The organism is Micromonospora sp. NBC_01638, from assembly GCF_045209745.1.
In the GTDB taxonomy this organism is placed as follows: Bacteria; Actinomycetota; Actinomycetes; order Mycobacteriales; family Micromonosporaceae; genus Micromonospora.
This window is the reverse complement of sequence record NZ_CP109273.1, coordinates 4,568,759-4,586,975: the sequence shown is the minus strand read 5'-3', so window position 1 is coordinate 4,586,975 and position 18,217 is coordinate 4,568,759. Positions and strand designations below refer to the sequence as shown.

Sequence of the window (18,217 nt, the reverse complement as noted above, 5' to 3'; positions counted from 1 at the left end):
GAGCACAATGTCGACCATGTCATCGCCGGTGGAGTTCCTGGAACTGCTCGCCCGTGAGGCCGCAGCGGTCGAGTTCGAGGGACCTCTGGTGGCCGCGCGGGCCGCCGGCCTGCCGCCCGACCGGCTGGCCGAGCTGGAGCAGGCAAAGTCGGTGGCGTTGCGGGTCCGCGCGCTGCTGGAGCGGCGCCGCCGCCGTGAGACCGAGCTGTCCGGCCTGTACGACACGGTCAGTGACCTGGCCGGGTTGCGCGACCTGGACGACGTGCTGCGGGCGATCGTGCACCGGGCCCGCAACCTGCTCGGCGCGGACGTGGCCTACATGACGCTCAACGACGACGAGCGCGGCGACACCTACATGCGGGTGACCGACGGGTCGGTCTCGGCCCGCTTCCAGCAGCTGCGCCTGCCGATGGGCGCCGGCCTCGGTGGCCTGGTAGCCCAGTCCGGCGCCCCGTACGTCACCGCCAACTACGGCGAGGACGCGCGCTTCCACCACACCGGTGAGATCGACGCCGGGGTCGGGGAGGAGGGTCTGGTCGCGATCCTCGGGGTGCCGCTGCGACTCGGCTCCACCTCGATCGGGGTGCTCTACGCGGCCAACCGTTCGGCCCGACCGTTCGTCCGGGAGGAGGTGACGCTGCTGGTGTCCCTCGCCGCGCACGCCGCGGTGGCGATCGACACCGCCCGACTGCTGACCGAGACCCGCTCGGCGCTGGCCGAGTTGTCGGCGGCGAACACCACCATCCGGGCGCACAGCAGCTCGGTGGAGCGGGCCGCGGCGGCACACGACCGGATGACCGCGCTGGTGCTGCGCGGCGGCGGTGTGGAGGACGTGGCGGCCGCGGTGACCGAGGTGCTGGGCGGCGCGCTGCTGGCGCTGGACGCCGAAGGCCGCCTGCTGGCCCGGGTGGGTGAGATCGACGAGCCGGACCGGGCGGACATCGTCGAGGCGGTGGCCGCGTCCCGGACCGAGGGGCGCAGCGTGCGCCGCAGTCCGCTCTGGTACGCCGCCGTGGTGGCGGGCGCGGAGAACCTGGGTGCCCTGGTGCTGCGCCCGGACGACGAGTTGGTCGACGCCGACCAGCGGATCCTGGAGCGGGCCGCGCTGGTGACCGCGCTGCTGCTGCTGTTCCGCCGGACGGTCGCCGAGGCGGAGGGGCGGGTTCGCGGCGAGCTGCTGGACGATCTGATCGCCCGCCCGCTGCGCGACACCGACGCGCTGCGCAGCCGGGCTCGCCGGCTCGGGGTGGACCTGGACGCGCCGCACGTGTTGGTGGCGGTGGGCGACGACGCGATCGCCGCGACCGGCTCGGCCCGGCAGCGGGTGCTCTCCTGGGCCACCACCTACGCCTCGGCGCGGGGCGGGCTGGCCGCGGCGCGCGACGGCCGGGTGGTGCTGATGCTGCCGGGGTTGGACGCCGGTGGCAGCGCCCGTGCGGTTGCCCGGGACCTGTCCCGGGTGACCGGCCGACCGGTGACGGCCGGGGCGAGTGGTCCGTCGAACACGCCGGCGGCGCTGGCCGGGACGTTCCACGAGGCGGACCGGTGCCTCACCGCGCTGGGCGCGCTGGGCCGGGCCGGTCAGGGGGCGAGCTCCGCGGAGCTGGGGTTCGTCGGGCTGCTGCTGGGCACGGTCGGCGACCGGGGCGAAACGGACGTGACCCAGTTCCTCAGCGCCACGGTCGGGCCGGTGGTCGACTACGACGCCCGGCGGGGGACGGCTCTGGTCAAGACGTTGGAGGCGTACTTCGGGGTGGGTGGCAGCCTGGCCCGGGCCTCCGAGCAGCTGCACGTGCACGTCAACACGGTGACCCAGCGGCTGGAGCGGGTCGGGCAACTGCTCGGCGCCGACTGGCAGCGACCCGAGCGGGCGCTGGAGGTGCAGCTCGCGCTGCGCCTGCACCGCCTACGCGCTCCGGCCAGCTGAGACGCGTCGATCTAGGGCAGATCATCGCTGGTTGATCTCCAACAGCAGCGATATTCCCTAGATCGGCGGGGCGGGGGGCGCGCGGGCGGCGCGCGGGCGGCGCGGCGCGGCGCGCCGCGGCGCGGCGCGGCGCGGGCGGGGCGGGGTGGGGTGGGTCAGCGGGTCTGGATGCCCTGCAGCACGGCGTCGACGACCTGCTCGGGCAGGGTGTGCTCGTCCAGGTCCGGATTCCATCGCAGCACCTGCTGAATCAGCATCGGCCCGGTGAGGAGAGCCATCGTCACCTCCACGTCGATGTCGGCTCGGAGCACCCCCTCGTCGATGCCGCGCCGCAGCACCTCGCGCATCAGCTGCCGCCGGGGCGAGATGATGTTCTGGTAGAGCTGGAACTGGTCCGGGCTGCGGTTCACGGCGGGCACCAGGCAAGGCATGATCTTCGCCGCTCGCGGGTCGACGTTCTTACCGATCGCACCGACCAGCAGCACCAGGTCGTCGCGGACGGAATGGCCCGCAGGCTGCGCCATGATGCCCTTGAGTCGGCGCAGGGCATCCAGCAGCAGCGCGTCCTTGTTGGCCCAGCGGCGGTAGATGGTGGCCTTGCCGACCCCGGCGCGGGTGGCGATCGCCTCGATCGAGAGCGCCTCGATGGTGCTGCCCTCGGCGAGCAGGTCCAGGGTGGCCTCGATGATCGCTTCGTCGGCGCGGATGCTCCGCGGTCGCCCGGGCGACCGCGGAGCATCGGCAGTGGACATCATGTCCGACATTGTCCCCGAACCTAGGCCGTGCCGGCCAACTCGGGCTCGGCGACGGGTGCCGCCGGGGCCTCGGTAACGGCGTCCCGACCGGGCATCCAGCGCAGCACCACCAGCATGCCGAGCGCCGCGATCACCGCCGAGAGGCCCGCCGCCCAGTGCATGGCGGTGACGAAGGCGTCGTTGGCCGCCGAGATCAGCGCCGGCGCCGCCGGGCCGAGCTGCCCGGCTGCGGCGTACGCCCCGGAGATCGACTCGTTGGCCGCGTCGCGGGCCTGCGCGGGCAGGCCGGTCAACGCGTCGCCCATGTCGCTGCGGTAGACCGCGGAGAGCACCGAGCCGAGGATGGCCACGCCGAGCGCGCCGGCCACCTGGCGGACGGTGTTGCTCACCGCGGAGCCGACGCCGGCCTTCTCCCGGGGCAGCGCCGACATGATCGACTCAGTGGCCGGCGGCATGATGTTGGCCATCCCGACGCCCTGGATGAAGAAGACCACCAGCACGATCCAGATCGGGGTGGACGCACCGACGAAGGCGAAGGCGGCGAGCGCCACCACGGTCAGCGCCAGCCCGACGGTGGCGACTGCCCGACCGCCGTAGCGGCGGACCATCGCTGCGCTGCGCGGCGCAAAGACCAGTTGGGCGGCGGCGAAGGGCAGGAAGAGCAGACCGGTCTGCAGCGGGCTGTAGCCACGCACCAGTTGCAGGTAGAACGAGCTGAAGAACATCACGCCCATCGCGGCGAAGAACACCAGGCCGACGATGGCCACCGGCGCGGCGAACCGGGGCACCTTGAAGAGCCGGACGTCCAGCGACGGGTGGTCGGTGCGCCGCTCATGCTGCACGAACCAGGCCAGCACCGCGACGCCGACCAGGATCGACCCCCAGGCCAGCGGGCGGCCGAAGCCGTGCTCGCCGCCGTCGATGATGCCGTAGGACAGGGCGACCAGGCCGACCACGGAGAGCAGGACGCCGAGCACGTCGACCCGACCCGGCCGCGGGTCACGCGACTCGGGGACCAGCAGTGCGACCAGGACCACGCCGGCGGCGACCACCGGCACGTTGATCAGGAAGACCGAGCCCCACCAGAAGTGCTCCAGCAGGGCGCCGCCGAGGATCGGGCCGATCGCGACAGCGAGGCCGACCGCGCCGGCCCAGACACCGATGGCCCGGCCGCGCTCGCGCGGGTCGAAGACGTTCGAGATGATCGACAGCGTCACCGGCATGATGGCCGCGCCGCCGACGCCCATCAGGGCACGGGCCGCGATCAGCTGGGCCGGGCTCTGGGCGTACGCGGAGAGCAGCGACGCCAGGCCGAACAGCACCAGACCGATCATCAGGAAACGCTTGCGGCCGGAGCGGTCGCCGAGCACCCCGAAGGTGAACAGCAGCCCGGCGAAGACCAGCGTGTAGGAGTTGATGGACCACTCCAGCTCGCCCTGGCTGGCACCGAGGCCGTGCACCGGGTCGGCCAGGGTGCGCAGGGCGACGTTGAGAATCGTGTTGTCGAGGACGACCACGAGGAGGCTGATCACCAGCACCCCCAGGATCGCCCACCTCCTCGGGTGTCCAGTGTTGTCGTGCAGCTCCATGCCCGTTCTCCCCCGGTTGCACCCGTCACGCAATACGATACGAGCCAGACTCGTAACTGCGGAGAGCTTAAGGCCGCCATTAACGATACGGTACGGATCCGTATCGTAAGTGGCCCACATCACGTTTCGTGGCGGCCATCGAGGGCCAACCTCCGCAGCCTTTGCTCTGCTTCAACCCACACGACGCTTCAACCCACACGACTATCTGGGACCGCGACTGTTGCGCGGCGTCGGCGACCAGAGCACGACGGTGTGCGGACGGGCGCGGTACACCGCGGCCTCCGCCGGCGTCGGATCAGTCAGCACCAGACGTACCCCCGGGTAGACGTTCCTACCCGGGGGTTCGCTGAAACGGCGGATGCGCCGTCGCGGGATTACCGGCGGCGGGCCGCCAGCCGGTGGGCCAGTGCGGCGACGCTGCCCCAGATGCCGCGCCGGAACAGCACCACGACGAGGACGAAGATGCCGCCGGTCACCAGGCCGATCGCCTCGAACCCGGAGAACGACAGCCAGTCCTCCAGCCGGACCACGATGCCGGCGCCGAGCACGCCGCCCCAGAGGGTGCCGATCCCGCCGAGCACCACCACGATGACCGCCTTGCCGGAGGTGGTCCAGTGCAGCACGTCCAGCGAGACGAACCGGTGGCCGACCGCGAACAGTCCACCGCCGAGGCCGGCGATGAACCCGGAGAGCACGAACGCGGTGAGCTTGTAGCGGTGCACCGGGTAGCCCAGCGCCCGAGCCCGGGCCGGGTTGTCCCGGATGCCGACCAGCACCCGACCGAACGGTGAGTGCACGATCCGCCAGGCGGCGGCCAGTCCGAGCAGCACGATCGGCAGAATCGCATAGTAGAAGAAGTAGTCGTCGGTGAGGTCCCAACCGAACAGCTCGCGAGGTACGCCCTGGAGGCCGTTCTCGCCCTGGGTCACCGAGCGCCACTCGTTGGCCACGTAGTAGACCATCTGCGCGAAGGCCAGGGTCACCATGGCGAAGTAGATGCCGGTCCGTTTGACCGCCAGGTAGCCGATCGGCACCGCCAGCACGGCAGCGGCGAGCGCCCCGGCCAGCACGGCCAGCGGGAACGGCAGGCCCGCGTGGATGGCGACCAACCCGGTGACGTACGCCGAGGTGCCCCAGAACGCGGCGTGCCCGAAGGACATCAGCCCGGTGAAGCCGAGCAGCAGGTCCACCGCCACGGCGAACAGCGCCCAGCAGAGGATGTCCACCGCGACCGCCGGGTAGAGGCTGTTGGGCAGCCATGCCGCGACGGCCAGCCCGACGGCGAGCAGCGCGTACCGCACCCAGCCGGGTGCCTGAGCCACGGCGATCAACCCGGACGGTGGCGTCGAGCGGGACGCGTCGGCGGGAGTGTCCACGGTGCTGGTCATGCGGGAGCCTCCTCACGACCGAACAGACCGGCCGGGCGCCAGAGCAGCACGACGGCCATCACGATGAAGACGATCGTCTGCGACACGATCGGAAAGTTGGACAGGTACGCCTCACCCCACGCCTGGACCAGGCCGATGCCGAAGCCGGCGGCGACCGAACCGAAGATGGAGCCCAGCCCACCGATCACGACCACCGCGAACACCACGATGATCAGGTCGGCCCCCATCAGCGGGTTGACCGCGCGCATCGGCGCGGCCAGCACGCCCGCCAGACCGGCCAACCCGATGCCGAAGCCGAAGACCGGCGTCACCCAGCGTCCGACGTCGATACCGAATGCCCGGGTCAGGTCGGGCCGCTCGGTGGCCGCACGGACCACCATGCCGATCCGGGTGCGGGTGAGCACCCACCACACCGCGACGCAGAGCAGCACCGCGAAGCCGAGGATGAACACCCGGTACGTCGGGAAGTCGAAGAGCCCGAAGTTCACCGTCCCGCTCAGGAGCGACGGGGTGGCGTACGGGCTGGACTGCACGCCGTAGCGCAACTTCACCAGGTCCTGCAGGATCAGCGTCAGGCCGAAGGTGAGCAGGAAGTTGTAGAGCGGATCGAGCTTGGTCAGCCGGTGGATCACCGCCCGCTCCAGCGCCATCCCGAGCAGGCCGAGCCCCACCGGTATGATCACCAGCGCTGCCCAGAACGGCACGCCCGCCTCGGTGAGCAGCACGTACGCGCCGAACGCGCCGAGCATGTAGAACGCGCCGTGGGCGAAGTTGACCACCCGCAGCATGCCGAAGATGACCGCGAGCCCGAGGGCGAGCAGGGCGTAGAACGCCCCGCTCACCAACCCGTTGAACGTGTTCTGCGCGAATCCGCTCATAGCTTGCAGTCCGCGGAAGGCGCGCGGAACGCCTCCGCGGCCGGGATCGTCTTGAGCACGTTGACGTAGTCCCACGGCTCGGTGACCTCGGACTGCGGCTTCACCTGGGCCAGGTACGCGTCGTGCACCACCCGGTGGTCCTCGGCGCGGATCTTGCCGTTGCGCAGGAAGACGTCCTCGACCGTCTTGCCCTCCAGGCCCTTGACGACGGCGTCCGCGTCGTCGGTGCCGGCGGCCTGCACGGCCTCCAGGTACTGCAGTGCGGCGGAGTAGTTGGCCGCGTGCGCGAAGGTGGGCCGGGTGCCGGCCTTCTGCTGGAAGCGGTCGGCGAACTCCCGGTTCTTCGCGTCGAAGTTCCAGTACCAGGCGTCGGTGTACGTGGTGCCGGCCAGCGCGGCCGGGGTGAGCGAGTGGATGTCGGTGAGGAACATCAGCCCCACCGCGAGGCCGACGCCCTTGTCGCGCAGCTTGAACTCGTTGTACTGCTTCACCACGTTGACCAGCTCCGCGCCGGCCTGCATGGTGCCCAGCACGTCCGGCTTCGGGTTCAGGTTCGGCGCCTTGAGCAGGAAGGTGGAGAAGTCGCCGCTGGTGTTCGGGAACGGCGCGCCGTCCTTGCCCACCACCGTGCCGCCGGCCGCCGTGATCGCGGTGGAGAAGCTCTTCTCCATGTCCTGACCGAAGGCGTAGTTCGGGTACAGGATGTACCAGTTCTTGCCGATCTGCTCGGTGGTGGTCTTTCCGGTGCCGTTGGCCAACATGTACGTGTCGTAGGCGTAGTGGAAGGTGTACTTGTTGCAGCTCTTGCCGGTCAGATCGGTGGTCGCCGCACCGATGTTGAAATAGAGCTTCTTCTTCTCCTTCGCCACGTCGGCAACCTTCAGCGCCGCCGACGAGGTGGGCACGTCCAGGATCAGGTCGACGCCCTTGCGGTCGTACATCTCCTGGGCCTTCGAGTTGGCCACGTCCGGCTTGTTCTGGTGGTCGGCGGTCTCCACGGTGATGTCCCTGGTCACCGCCTTGTCGCCGTACTTCGCGGTGAAGTCGGCGATGGCCATCTCCACCGCCGCCACCGAGTTCTTCCCGGACAACTCCGAGTACGCCCCGGACTGGTCGTTGAGCACGCCCAGCACGATCTTGTCGCCGGTCAGCTTCTGGTCGCCGCCCGACTGGGGACCACCGCCGCCGCAACCGGCGACCAGCACCACCGCGGCCGACGCCGCCGCCACACCCACCGTCCTGCGCATACCCACTCCATCCATCCCGTGCATCGTCGCGCGGGTCGTCGTTGAAAATTCAGATCCCGAGGTACGCGAGCAGTTCGCGTTCCCGCGAGCGCACCTCGGAGTTGTCCATCGCCTCGGCGACGCGTCCCTCGGCCAGCAGGTAATGCCGGTCGGCGACGCCGGTGGCGAAGTGCAGGTTCTGCTCGACCAGCAGCACGGTCACCCCGTGCCGCTTGGCTTCCCGCAGCAGGTCACCGACCTGCTGCACCAACAGTGGAGAGAGCCCCTCGGTGGGCTCGTCGCAGAGCAGCAGCCGGGCGCCCATCCGCAGCACCCGGGCCAGCGCGAGCATCTGCTGCTCGCCGCCGGAGAGCATGGTGGCCGCCGAGTCGCGCCGGGTGTAGAGGGCGGGGAACGCGTCGTACACCCGCTCCAGCGACCACGGGTCGGGGCCGACCGTGGGCGGCAGGGTGAGGTTCTCGGTGACGGTCAGCGTGGCGTAGCTGCCCCGGTCGTCGGGCACCCAGCCCAGCCCGAGGCGGGCCCGCTTGTGCGCGGGCAGCCGCCCGATGTCACGCCCGTCCAGCTCGACCGTGCCGCGCTGGCCGGGGTGCAGCCCCATCACGCAGCGCAGCAGGGTGGACTTGCCGGCGCCGTTGCGCCCGACCAGGGTGACCACCTCGCCGGCGTCGACCCGGAGGCTGACGTCCCGCAGCACCTGCGCCTCGCCGTAGGCGGCGGAGAGGTTCTCAATGCGCAGCATCAGCGGCTCCCAGGTAGGCGGTGATCACGCGTTCGTCCGCGCGGACCTGCTCGTACGGGCCTTCGACGAGGACCTTGCCGGCCTGCAACACGGTGACGGTGTCGGCGAGTCGGCCGACCACGCTCATGTTGTGCTCGACCATCACCACGGTCCGGCCCTCGCGGACCCGGCTGATCAGCTCGACGGTGCGGTCGACATCTTCGAGGCCCATCCCGGCGGTCGGCTCGTCGAGCAGCAGCACCTTCGGGTCCAGTGCCAGGGCGATGGCCAACTCCAGGGCACGCTTGCGGCCGTACGCCAACGCGTCGGAGGGGGCGTCCGCCAGCTCGGACAGCCCGACCATGGCCAGCAACTCGTCGGCCCGCTCGGTGTAGCGGCCCATCAGCTTCGCCGAGCGCCAGAACCGCCAGCCCAGCCCACCCGACGACTGCAGGGCCAACGCGACGTGCTCCCGGGCGGTCAGCTGCGGAAAGAGGCTGGTGATCTGGAACGAGCGGGCCACGCCGAGCCGTGCCACCTGCTCCGGGGGCAGCCCGGTGACGTCCCGCCCGGCCAGCTCGATCCGCCCGCCGCTGGGGCGGAGGAAGCCGGTGAGCAGGTTGAACAGGGTGGTCTTGCCCGCGCCGTTCGGGCCGACCAGCGCGTGCACACAGTCCGGCGCGACGTCGAGGTCGACGTCGTCGACCGCCCGGAAGCCCCGGAAGTCGCGGGTCAGCCCACGGGCCGACAGGAGCGCTTGCCCGGCCATCGCCTCATCCTCCGCACGGTCGCGGCGACGGTCGTTTCGGTGACTGTGGTCACAGGTCCGTCGCGTGGACGAAACCTACGGCGGGCCGCGCACGTCGAACCATGTCGATGACATCCATATTCGGCTGGCAGCGGACGTGCGCAGACACCACTCCCCCCTGCTGTCGGCTTGACCGGACCCCCTAGGTTGATGATCCACACAGCCCCACGAAAGGCCCCCACCCCATGCCTGTCGGCTTTACCATGGCGATCGTCTTCGCCGTCGTCCTGGCGGTCTGCGCCGTCCTGGCTCTCGTCGCCCCCAAGGGCTCGCTGAAGCGGACGGCCTCCCTCGCCGCGCTCGGCTTCCTCGCCCTCACGCTGCTGGTCGGTGTCGCCTCCAGCGCCCACTCGGTGCCCATCCGCTCGGTCGGCATCGTCACCAGCTTCGGTAAGCCCACCGGCGAGGTGACCGGCTCCGGCCTGAAGTGGGTGGCGCCCTGGCAGAAGGTCGGCGAGTGGGACGCGGGTCGGCAGAAGTACGACCACATCGGCGGCAACAACTGCGTACGGGTCCGCACCGGCACGCTCGCCGACGCCTGCGTCGAGGTGCTCATCGAGTGGCAGGTCAAGCCGGAGAACGCGCCGAAGCAGTTCATGGACTACAAGGGGGACTTCGTCAGCTTCCGGGGCCAGCGGGTGGGTGTGCAGCTCGACAGCGCGGTCAACGACGCCTTCGCCGCGTACAACCCGCTGGAGAAGATCGACGCCCAGACCGGCGACCTGAACGTCGACCTGAAGCCGTTCGCCGCGAACATCAAGACCAGCGGGGAGACCCGGCTCGCCACCGACGTGGACATCCTCTCGGTGACCATCACCCGGGTGAACCACGACGACAAGACCGAGGGCAACATCAAGGCGTTCCAGGACAAGCTGGCGCAGACCCGCAACCTGGAGCAGGACCGCAAGAACGCCGAGATCTCCAAGCAGATCACCGAGACGAACGCGAAGGTCGACAAGGTGACCCGCTGTCTGGAGATCGCGGAGAAGAACGGTGCCAACCCGGGGCTCTGCATCAACCCGGGCATCGTTACCGGCAAGTGAGAAGGAGCCGGCCCACCCGCAGCGGGTGGGCCGGCTGCCTTTCGCGCCGGCCTCGCTCGCGCCGACGCCGGCTCCGGGTAGACCGCTTGCGCAACATCACCGCGATGGCGCTGATCGCGGGGATCACCACCGGGGGCGACATTGCCCACCTGTTCGGCGCTGCTGTTTCAGCGTGCGTCCGGGTCCGCGTCTCGCGCCTGGTGGGGCCGGTGCTCGGTGATCCACGCTTCCACGTCTTCCACCAACCACACCGCTCCCCCGGCCAACCGATCGAACGGCTCTGGGAAGTCTGGTCGGCTGGTGATCTGCACGACGCGGGCGCGGGACACCTGGAGGCGTTCCTGTAGCTCGGCGCTTCCGTACAGCCTGCGGACCATGGGCCGGACGCTATGCGCACCCGTCAGTGTCATATGTGATAGCTGTCAGACTTGACACTGTCGGGTACGACAGGGCAAGGTCCCCCGTAGGGCCCACACGAACTGCAACCGACCAGGGCCTTTCGGTTAGCGGTCCGGCCACTTGATCAGGGATCGGTGGCCGGACCTGCCCATCCCCTGGAGGTGGAACCGTGGCCATGGACGACGGGCCCGTGACGCCAGCACTGGTCATCTGGACTGCGCAACGAGTAATCAGGCAGCACCAGGAGTCACCGAGCGAGCACCGGGTCACGGGCCGCTGCGCGCAGTGCCAGGACGGCCGGTGCGAGATGCTGACCTGGGCGCGGGACACGCTCAAGGCGCACCGCAGGTGATCGAGCGGGAGCTACCCCGGTCGGTGTGGGTGCCGATGCTGGCCCGGCAGACCATCACGCAGCACCGCGTGCACGGATCATGCCGGCGCTGCCGGCCTGGCGGGTGCACGGAACTGAGGTGGGCGCGCAACCGGTTGAAGGCGTACCGCGTGGCCGGGAACTGGGCACCTGACCAGCCTCGGTTCAGTCCAGGGTGACCACCCAGCGGGCGCCCTCACCCCGGGCCAGCCGGTCGAACGCCGCGGGCGCCTCGTCCAGCGGAATCGTGCCGCTGACCAGCAGGCGCAGATCGAGTGCGCCGTCGGCCAGCTCGGCGGCCAGCACCGGCACCTCGCGGTCCGGGTCGGACGAGCCGTACACCGAGGAGCGCAGCGTACGGGCGGAGTGGAAGATGTCCAGCGCGCCGAGGCTGACCATGTCGTCCTTGGCACCCATACCGACAACGGTCACCGCTCCCCCGCGCCGGGTGAGCCGCCAGGCAGCGCGGATGGTGGCGGCACGGCCGACGCACTCGAAGGCATGATCGACGCCCCGACCCTCGGTACGCGTTCGCACCTCCTTGGAGAGCCGGTCGTCGGAGAGCAGGAAGTCGGTCGCCCCGGCGGCGAACGCCAGGTCCCGCTTGGCCTCGGCGACGTCGATAGCGAGGATCGTCGTGGCGCCGGCCCGGCGGGCAGCGGTGAGCACGGCGAGGCCGACCCCACCGAGCCCGATCACCGCGACCGACTCGCCGGCAGCCACCCGAGCGGTGTTGTGGACCGCGCCGACACCGGTGAGCACCGCGCAGCCGAGCAACGCGGCCCGCTCCGGGGGCAGCCCGGCGGGGATCGGGATGACGGCGTTCTCGGGCACCACCACCGCCTCGGCGAGCGCGCCGAGGCCCAGGGTGAGGTGCAGCGGGACGCCGTCGTCGGTCTCGCCGCGCGGCACGGTCGGGGCCGTGGTGTTGGCGCAGAGCCACGGCTCGTCGTGCTGACACCACCAGCAGGCCCGGCAGGCCGGCGCCCAGTTGAGCACCACCGGGGTGCCGACCGCCAGCCGGCTGCCCGGCCCGGCCTCGGCCACCACCCCGGTCGCCTCGTGCCCGAGCACCAGCGGGAACCTCGCGGCGAGGGTGCCGTTCACCATGGACAGGTCGGAGTGGCAGATGCCGGCCGCGCGGATCGTCACCCGCAGCTCGCCGGGGCCGGGCGGGGGCAGGCGGACCTGCTCGACCCGCAACTCGGCGCCGGACCCGCGCGCGACAAGCGCTCGCACGGTGACCGGCGCTCCCGCCGAGGCTGGCGAGCCCGGCTCGGTCTGGCCCGCCAGGGCCGGCGCGGTCGGGGACAGCTCGGGGCCGGTCATCGCTGGATCGCCTTCAGCTCGCAGAACTCGGCGAGCCCGTGCACGCCCAACTCCCGGCCCAGGCCCGACTGCTTGTAGCCGCCGAACGGGGCGAGCGGGTTGAACGGGGCGCCGTTGATGTCGACCGCGCCGGTGCGCAGCCGCCGGGCCACCGCGAGCGCGGCGTCGGTGTCGGCGGACCAGACCGCGCCGGCCAGCCCGTACGATGAGTTGTTGGCGATGTCGACCGCCTCGTCAGTGTCGGCGAACGGGATGACGGCGAGCACCGGGCCGAAGACCTCCTCCTGGGCGAGCGCGCTGTCCGGGTGCACGTCGGCGAAGACGGTCGGGGCGACGAAATGCCCCTGTGTCGGCACCGGGGCGTCCGGGCCACCGGCGACCAGTCGGGCACCGTCGGCCAGTGCCCGGTCGATGTGACCGCGCACCCGCTCGGCCTGGGCGGCGGAGACCAGTGGGCCGAGCCGGGTGGCCGGGTCGAACGGGTCGCCGAGCCGGTAGCCGGCCACCGCCGTGGCGATCAGGTCGAGCGCTTCGTCGTACCGGTCGCGGTGCACCAGCATCCGGGTCCACGCGGTGCAGGTCTGGCCGGAGTTGAGCAGGGCGTTGCCGACGCCCACCTTGACCGCGGTGGCCAGGTCGGCGTCGGGGAGGATCACGTTGGCGGACTTGCCGCCCAGCTCCAGCGCGACCCGGGCGATCCGGTCGGCGGCGAGCCGCATGATCCGCGCGCCGGTCACGGTGGATCCGGTGAACGAGACCACGTCGACGTCGGGGTGCCCGGCGAGCGCCTCGCCGACCACCGGCCCGGTGCCGGGGACCAGGTTGAGCACGCCCGGCGGCAGCCCGGCCTCGGCGACCGCGTCGAAGAGCAGGTACGCGGTCAGCGGAGTCAGCTCGCTGGGCTTGAGCACCACCGTGCAGCCGGCGGCCAGAGCGGGCGCCAGCTTCGCCATCACCTGGTGCAGCGGGTAGTTCCACGGGGTGATCGCGCCGACCACGCCGATCGGCTCGCGGACGACCAGCGAGTTGCCGATGGTCTCCTCGACCGGGGGCCGGCCGGCGAGCGCGACGTGGTCGCGCAGCACGGTCAGCGGCAGCGCGACCTGCACCCGGGTGGCGAGCTTGAGCGGCGCGCCCAGCTCGACCGCGATGGTGTGGGCGAGGTCGTCGGCACGCGCGGCGAGCGCGGTGTGCAGCCGGTCGAGGTGGGCGGAGCGCTCGGCGGGGGCGGTGGTCGACCAACCGGGGAAGGCCACACGGGCCGCGGCCACGGCGCGGTCCACATCGGCCGGGGTACCGGCCGGCACCTGCCCGATCAGCTTTCCGGTGCTCGGATTCTCCACGTCGATCAGATCGGCGTCGGCGGGAGACGCCCATTCGCCGGCGAGGTGCAGGTGGCGCCGGAGGCGCAGGGCGTCGGGGAGCTGCGCTGGCGGGGCGGCGAGGTCCATGTCGTCCCTTCGGGGGGTGGGCGATGGGCGCTGAAACTAGCGCTGGGAGTTTCGACGCTACCCGCTGGGCCGGGCGGACTCCACCGGGTCGAGGGGGCCGACGGTGCGGGCGTACTCGGCGGCGAGGCCGTGCAGCAGCGCGTCCAGGCCGAGGGCGAAGGCGCCCTCGTCCACGCTCTGCTGGTGCTCGGCGAGCCGGTGCGCCTGACGCAGGTGCGGGTAGTGCGCGGCGTACAGCTCCGGGTCCTCGACGAAACCGCGGGCGAACGAGCCGAGCGCCGACCCGGCCACGAAGTAGCGCAGCGCCGCGCCGATGTGGGTGGCGCGGGCGGGCGGCCAGCCGGCGCGTACCAACCCGCCGTAGACCGCGTCGGCCATGGCCAGCGCAGCCGCCCGACGGCCCGGCCCCTGGGCCAGGTACGGCACGATGTTCGGGTGGGCGGTGAGCGCCCGCCGGTAGGACCAGGCCCAGTCACGCAGGGCGGTGGCCCAGTCCCGGCTGGCGAAGCCGCTGGTGTCGACGGCGGCGGTGACGGTGTCGGCGACCGCGTCGAGGATCTCGTCCTTTGTGGCGAAGTGGTTGTAGAGCGACGGCCCGCGTACGCCCAGCTCGGCGGCGAGCCGGCGGGTGGAGAAGGCGGGCAGGCCCTCGGCGTCGATGAGCGCGGTGGCTGTCTCGACGATCAGCTGCCGGGTGAGCCGGGGCTGGCGTGGTCGGGGCACTGCGCTCCTCGCGGGTCTCGGCCGTCAGGTCTGGACGCGGCAAAACTTGCACCGCTAGTTTAAAGGTGACCGGCAGCGTCGACGCCAGGAGGACCACCGTGGACTTTTCACTGACCGACGAAGAGCGGGCGGTGCGGGACACCGTCCGATCGTTCATCAGCCGCGAGGTGATGCCCCTGGAGGCGGAGGTGCTCCGCCGGGAACGGGCGCACCAGCCGGGCCTCGACCACTCCGAGGTACGCGAACTGCAGCTCAAGGCGCGCAAGTTCGGCTTCTGGGGCCTGGCCACCCCCGAAGAGTACGGCGGGATGAACCTGCCGGCGGTGCTCCAGTCGCTGGTCTGGACCGAGCTGGGCCGCACGTTCGTGCCGTTCCGCTTCGGCGGCGAGGCGGACAACATCCTGTTCCACGCCACCGAGGAGCAGAAGCGGGAGTTCCTCATCCCGACCATTGAGGGCGAGCGGCGCTCCTGTTTCGCGATCACCGAGCCGGGCGCCGGCTCGGACGCCGCGAACATCCGGCTCTCGGCCCGCCGAGACGGCGACGACTGGGTCCTCGACGGCGAGAAGACCTTCATCACCGGCGGCCACGACGCCGACTTCGCCATCGTGGTCGCGGTGACCGACCGGGAGAAGGGCGCCCGCAACGGCGGGGCCACCGCGTTCCTGGTGGACCGGGCGATGGGCTGGCGCTCGGAGTTCATCCAGACCATGGGCGAGGGCGGGCCCGCGTCGCTCATCTTCGACGGCGTACGCGTGCCGCACCGCAACATCCTCGGCGAGATCGGGCAGGGCTTCACGCTGGGCATGGAGTGGATCGGCAAGGGTCGCTACACCATCCCGTCGCACGCCATCGGCATCGCCGAGCGGGTGCTGCAGATGGCCATCGAGTATGCCAACACCCGGGAGACCTTCGGCGCGAAGATCGGCACCAACCAGGCCATCCAGTGGATGATCGCCGACTCGGAGACGGAGCTGGAGGCGGCCCGCTGGCTGGTGCTGCGCTCGGCCTGGACGGTCGATCAGGGCCTGGACCCCCGGCACGCCTCGTCAATGGGCAAGCTCTACGGCGCCGGCATGGTCAACCGGGTGGTCGACCGGGTGCTCCAGATCCACGGCGGCATGGGCTACACCCGTGAGCTGCCCATCGAACGCTGGTATCGGCAGGTCCGGCTCTACCGGATCTTCGAGGGCACCGACGAGATGCAGCGGCTGATCATCTCCCGCGATCTGCTGCGTGGATACACGAAGATCGGCGGTCACCTCGCCTGAGCCGGGCTCAGGCGGTCAGCGCCTCCAGGGCGGCGTCCACATCGGCCTCGGTGGAGTAGATGTGGAAGGAGGCGCGGACCCGTCCGGCGCGCACGGCCGCCCGGATGCCGGCCGCCGCCAGCCGCTGCTGCGCGTCGGGCACGTCCACGCTGACGATGGCGCTGTCCCCCGGCGGCCGACCCAACCCGGTCAGGAACCGGTTGGCCAGCGCCACGTCGTGCGCCCGGATCGCCGGCACGCCGATCTCGGCGACCAACTCCAGGGCGGGCGCCGCACCGACCCAGCTGAACCAGGCCGGTGAGATGTCGAACCGGCGGGCGTCGTCGGCCAGCCGCAGCGGCGGGCCGTAGTAGGAGGCGTGCGGGTCACGGCCCGCGTACCAGCCGGCGGCGTCGGGGCGCAGCCGGTCACGCAACGCCGGGGCCAGATAGGTGTACGCGGTGCCGCGCGGGTTCATCAGCCACTTGTAGCCACCCACCGTCACCACGTCGGCCCGGCTCCCGTCGAACGGCAGCCAGCCGCACGCCTGGGTGGCGTCCACCACCACCAACGCGTCGTGCGCGCGGGCCGCGGTCACGATCTCGTCGTACGCCGCGACGGAGCCGTCCGCCGACTGGACCAGGCTGAACGCGACCAGATCGGTGTCGGCGTCGATCGCGTCGACCAGCGACTCCAGCGGCACCGTACGGACTGTGACCCCGCGCTCCTCCTGGACCAGCCAGGGAAACAGGTTCGAGGTGAACTCGACCTCGGGAACAACCACGGTGGCCCCGGCCGGCAGCGCCGCCGCGACCGGAGCCAGCATCTGGGACACGGCCGCACCGACCGCCACGTCACCGACCGGCACCCCGACGAGGCCGGCGAAGGCGGTGCGGGCCCGGTTTACGGACTCGCTCCAGACCTCCCACGACGTACGGCCGACCTGCCATTCGGTGAGGGCCTCCTGCAGCGCCGTCCACGCCGGCTCGGGCGGCAACCCGTAGGTGGCGGTGTTCAACCAACCGGGCTCCGGCTGCCACAGCTTCTGTGCCTGCTCGATCTCCATGTCATCGACGCTAGGCGGGGCGGCATCGAACGGGCACGGCCAATCGGCGACCGGCGGCCTGGTCGCGGATGGGCAGGGTGGTCAGCGCGCTCCCGTGGCCCCGGTGGGCTCCCACCGGTGCTGACCAGTGGAGCACCGGATCGGTCAGATCGAGGGAAGAACCCGGGCGGCCATCTCAGGACGAGCCTGATGACTTTGCGGCATCAATATGACTCACCGGCATCACGCTCACGAGGATCCGCGCCCGCCCGGTGCCGGTCGGTGGGAGAGGGCGGTCCTGGTGGACAGCAACGTCTACTGTCTACAGCCTGCGTACCGACTGGCTCACCCGCGCCGGGGAGCCGTCCGCCGGCACGGTGGCCGTTCTCTCGAGAGGTCAACGACATGCTGAACGCCGAGGACTTTCCGCCGTTTCAGCGGGCCGTGTCCTACGAGTCGCAGCGCGGGCAGCGGGTGTTCTCGGCCCTGATCGCGCTGCGGCTGTCGCTGCTCCTGCTGGGCGCAGTCGCGGGAATCGCCACCTGGAAGCTTGACGATTTCGCGCTGGGTCCGGCGCTTGCGGCGGGTGCTTTCGCCGCCACCTCGATCGTCGAGGTCTTCCTGCTCACCAATCGCCCGAACGAGCGGTGGTATGTCGGGAGAGCCCTCTCCGAATCCATCAAGTCGCTGACGTGGCGATTCGCGACAGCTGCAGATCCCTTTCCCCGGTCGCGAGACGACTCGGAATCTGTCGAGGAATTCACCGGCCGACTGTTGGGCCTGACCACCGACATGTCGTCTGCCGGGCTGGCCGCCCCTGCGGTTTCTGGGCAACAAATCACCGAAGGAATGCGGACATTGCGCGCCGCCTCCCTTGAGGACCGCCGAGCCGCGTACCTGACCGGCCGCCTTGAGGCCCAGAGGGCCTGGTACGCCGAGCGGTCACTGTCCAACCGTGCGCGGGCGACACGCTGGTCGGTCAGCCTGCTCGTACTGGAGCTACTGGCGGTGGCCCTGGCCGTGTCGAGGGCTGCTGGGCTGACTGATGTCGACCTGCTCGGAGTAGCCGCAGCGGCAATCGCGGCCGGTGCGGCATGGACGCAGACACGGCAACACGGTGCGGTAGCGACCGCGTACGCCCTGGCGAGTCAGGAGCTTGCCGCCATGGGCTCGCTCGCCACACGGGTCAGCTCGGAAGCTCAACTGTCGCAGTTCGTGAGTGACACGGAGACGGCGATATCGAGAGAGCACACGATGTGGCGGGCACGCCGACGCTGAAGGACGTGTCGTACCT

At 71.1% G+C, this 18,217-nt stretch carries 16 protein-coding genes; 5 read left to right on the top strand and 11 right to left on the bottom strand.

Annotation, left to right across the window (positions count from 1 at the left end; all coding sequences use genetic code 11):
- Positions 1-7: 7 nt before the first annotated feature.
- The gene (locus OG811_RS21665; RefSeq protein ID WP_406068261.1) at positions 8-1,927 is read left to right on the top strand and encodes a helix-turn-helix domain-containing protein; all 1,920 of its coding nucleotides are present in this window, start codon (positions 8-10) and stop codon (positions 1,925-1,927) included.
- Between the two features lie 155 nt (positions 1,928-2,082).
- Here the strand turns inward: OG811_RS21665 and OG811_RS21660 are convergent, their stop codons facing one another.
- The 7 genes from OG811_RS21660 to OG811_RS21630 all read right to left on the bottom strand — a co-directional run bounded on the left by OG811_RS21660 (position 2,083) and on the right by OG811_RS21630 (position 9,274).
- The gene (locus OG811_RS21660) at positions 2,083-2,691 is read right to left on the bottom strand and encodes a TetR/AcrR family transcriptional regulator (protein ID WP_406068259.1); all 609 of its coding nucleotides are present in this window, start codon (positions 2,689-2,691) and stop codon (positions 2,083-2,085) included.
- 11 nt (positions 2,692-2,702) lie between these two features.
- Entirely contained in the window at positions 2,703-4,271 is a 1,569-nt protein-coding gene (locus OG811_RS21655) for an MFS transporter (protein ID WP_406068257.1), read from the bottom strand.
- A 374-nt stretch (positions 4,272-4,645) separates the two neighbouring features.
- Complete coding sequence (locus OG811_RS21650; protein ID WP_406068255.1) at positions 4,646-5,659, bottom strand: branched-chain amino acid ABC transporter permease; 1,014 nt, start codon at positions 5,657-5,659, stop codon at positions 4,646-4,648.
- Entirely contained in the window at positions 5,656-6,537 is an 882-nt protein-coding gene (locus OG811_RS21645; RefSeq protein WP_406068253.1) for a branched-chain amino acid ABC transporter permease, read from the bottom strand. The genes OG811_RS21650 and OG811_RS21645 overlap by 4 nt, the downstream gene beginning before the upstream one ends.
- A complete protein-coding gene (locus OG811_RS21640; protein ID WP_406068252.1) occupies positions 6,534-7,784 on the bottom strand; it encodes an ABC transporter substrate-binding protein in 1,251 nt (416 codons plus the stop codon). Before OG811_RS21640 ends, OG811_RS21645 begins: the two co-directional genes overlap by 4 nt.
- 49 nt (positions 7,785-7,833) lie before the next feature.
- Positions 7,834-8,526 (bottom strand): ABC transporter ATP-binding protein, encoded by a 693-nt coding sequence (locus tag OG811_RS21635; protein ID WP_406068251.1) that lies wholly within the window; start codon positions 8,524-8,526, stop codon positions 7,834-7,836.
- Positions 8,513-9,274 (bottom strand): ABC transporter ATP-binding protein, encoded by a 762-nt coding sequence (locus OG811_RS21630; protein WP_406068249.1) that lies wholly within the window; start codon positions 9,272-9,274, stop codon positions 8,513-8,515. Before OG811_RS21630 ends, OG811_RS21635 begins: the two co-directional genes overlap by 14 nt.
- Positions 9,275-9,498: 224 nt before the next feature.
- On the opposite strand from OG811_RS21630, the gene OG811_RS21625 reads away from it, so the two are divergent.
- Together OG811_RS21625 and OG811_RS21620 are read left to right on the top strand one after the other, a co-directional pair.
- Complete coding sequence (locus tag OG811_RS21625) at positions 9,499-10,356, top strand: SPFH domain-containing protein (RefSeq protein ID WP_406068247.1); 858 nt, start codon at positions 9,499-9,501, stop codon at positions 10,354-10,356.
- Between the two features lie 104 nt (positions 10,357-10,460).
- Complete coding sequence (locus OG811_RS21620; protein WP_406068246.1) at positions 10,461-10,703, top strand: hypothetical protein; 243 nt, start codon at positions 10,461-10,463, stop codon at positions 10,701-10,703.
- Positions 10,704-11,290: 587 nt separating this feature from the next.
- On the opposite strand, the gene OG811_RS21615 is transcribed toward OG811_RS21620, so the two are convergent.
- The 3 genes from OG811_RS21615 to OG811_RS21605 are packed head-to-tail and all read right to left on the bottom strand — an operon-like array spanning position 11,291 to position 14,628.
- Positions 11,291-12,454, bottom strand: a complete 1,164-nt coding sequence (locus tag OG811_RS21615; protein WP_406068245.1) for an alcohol dehydrogenase catalytic domain-containing protein — start codon at positions 12,452-12,454, stop codon at positions 11,291-11,293.
- Entirely contained in the window at positions 12,451-13,905 is a 1,455-nt protein-coding gene (locus OG811_RS21610) for an aldehyde dehydrogenase family protein (protein WP_406068243.1), read from the bottom strand. Before OG811_RS21610 ends, OG811_RS21615 begins: the two co-directional genes overlap by 4 nt.
- A gap of 57 nt (positions 13,906-13,962) precedes the next feature.
- On the bottom strand, positions 13,963-14,628 hold the full coding sequence (locus tag OG811_RS21605; protein WP_406068242.1) for a TetR/AcrR family transcriptional regulator C-terminal domain-containing protein: 666 nt from the start codon (positions 14,626-14,628) through the stop codon (positions 13,963-13,965).
- 98 nt (positions 14,629-14,726) lie between these two features.
- Here OG811_RS21605 and OG811_RS21600 point away from each other — a divergent pair, with 98 nt between their 5' ends.
- Positions 14,727-15,899: an acyl-CoA dehydrogenase family protein gene (locus OG811_RS21600; RefSeq protein WP_406068239.1), complete on the top strand. Its 1,173-nt coding sequence runs from the start codon at positions 14,727-14,729 to the stop codon at positions 15,897-15,899.
- Positions 15,900-15,906: 7 nt separating this feature from the next.
- Here OG811_RS21600 and OG811_RS21595 read toward each other — a convergent pair whose 3' ends face one another.
- Positions 15,907-16,944, bottom strand: coding sequence for an aminotransferase class V-fold PLP-dependent enzyme (locus tag OG811_RS21595; RefSeq protein ID WP_406068238.1), 1,038 nt, complete (start codon positions 16,942-16,944; stop codon positions 15,907-15,909).
- Between the two features lie 384 nt (positions 16,945-17,328).
- On the opposite strand from OG811_RS21595, the gene OG811_RS21590 reads away from it, so the two are divergent.
- Positions 17,329-18,201, top strand: coding sequence for a DUF4231 domain-containing protein (locus OG811_RS21590; RefSeq protein ID WP_406068237.1), 873 nt, complete (start codon positions 17,329-17,331; stop codon positions 18,199-18,201).
- The last annotated feature ends 16 nt before the right edge of the window (positions 18,202-18,217 follow it).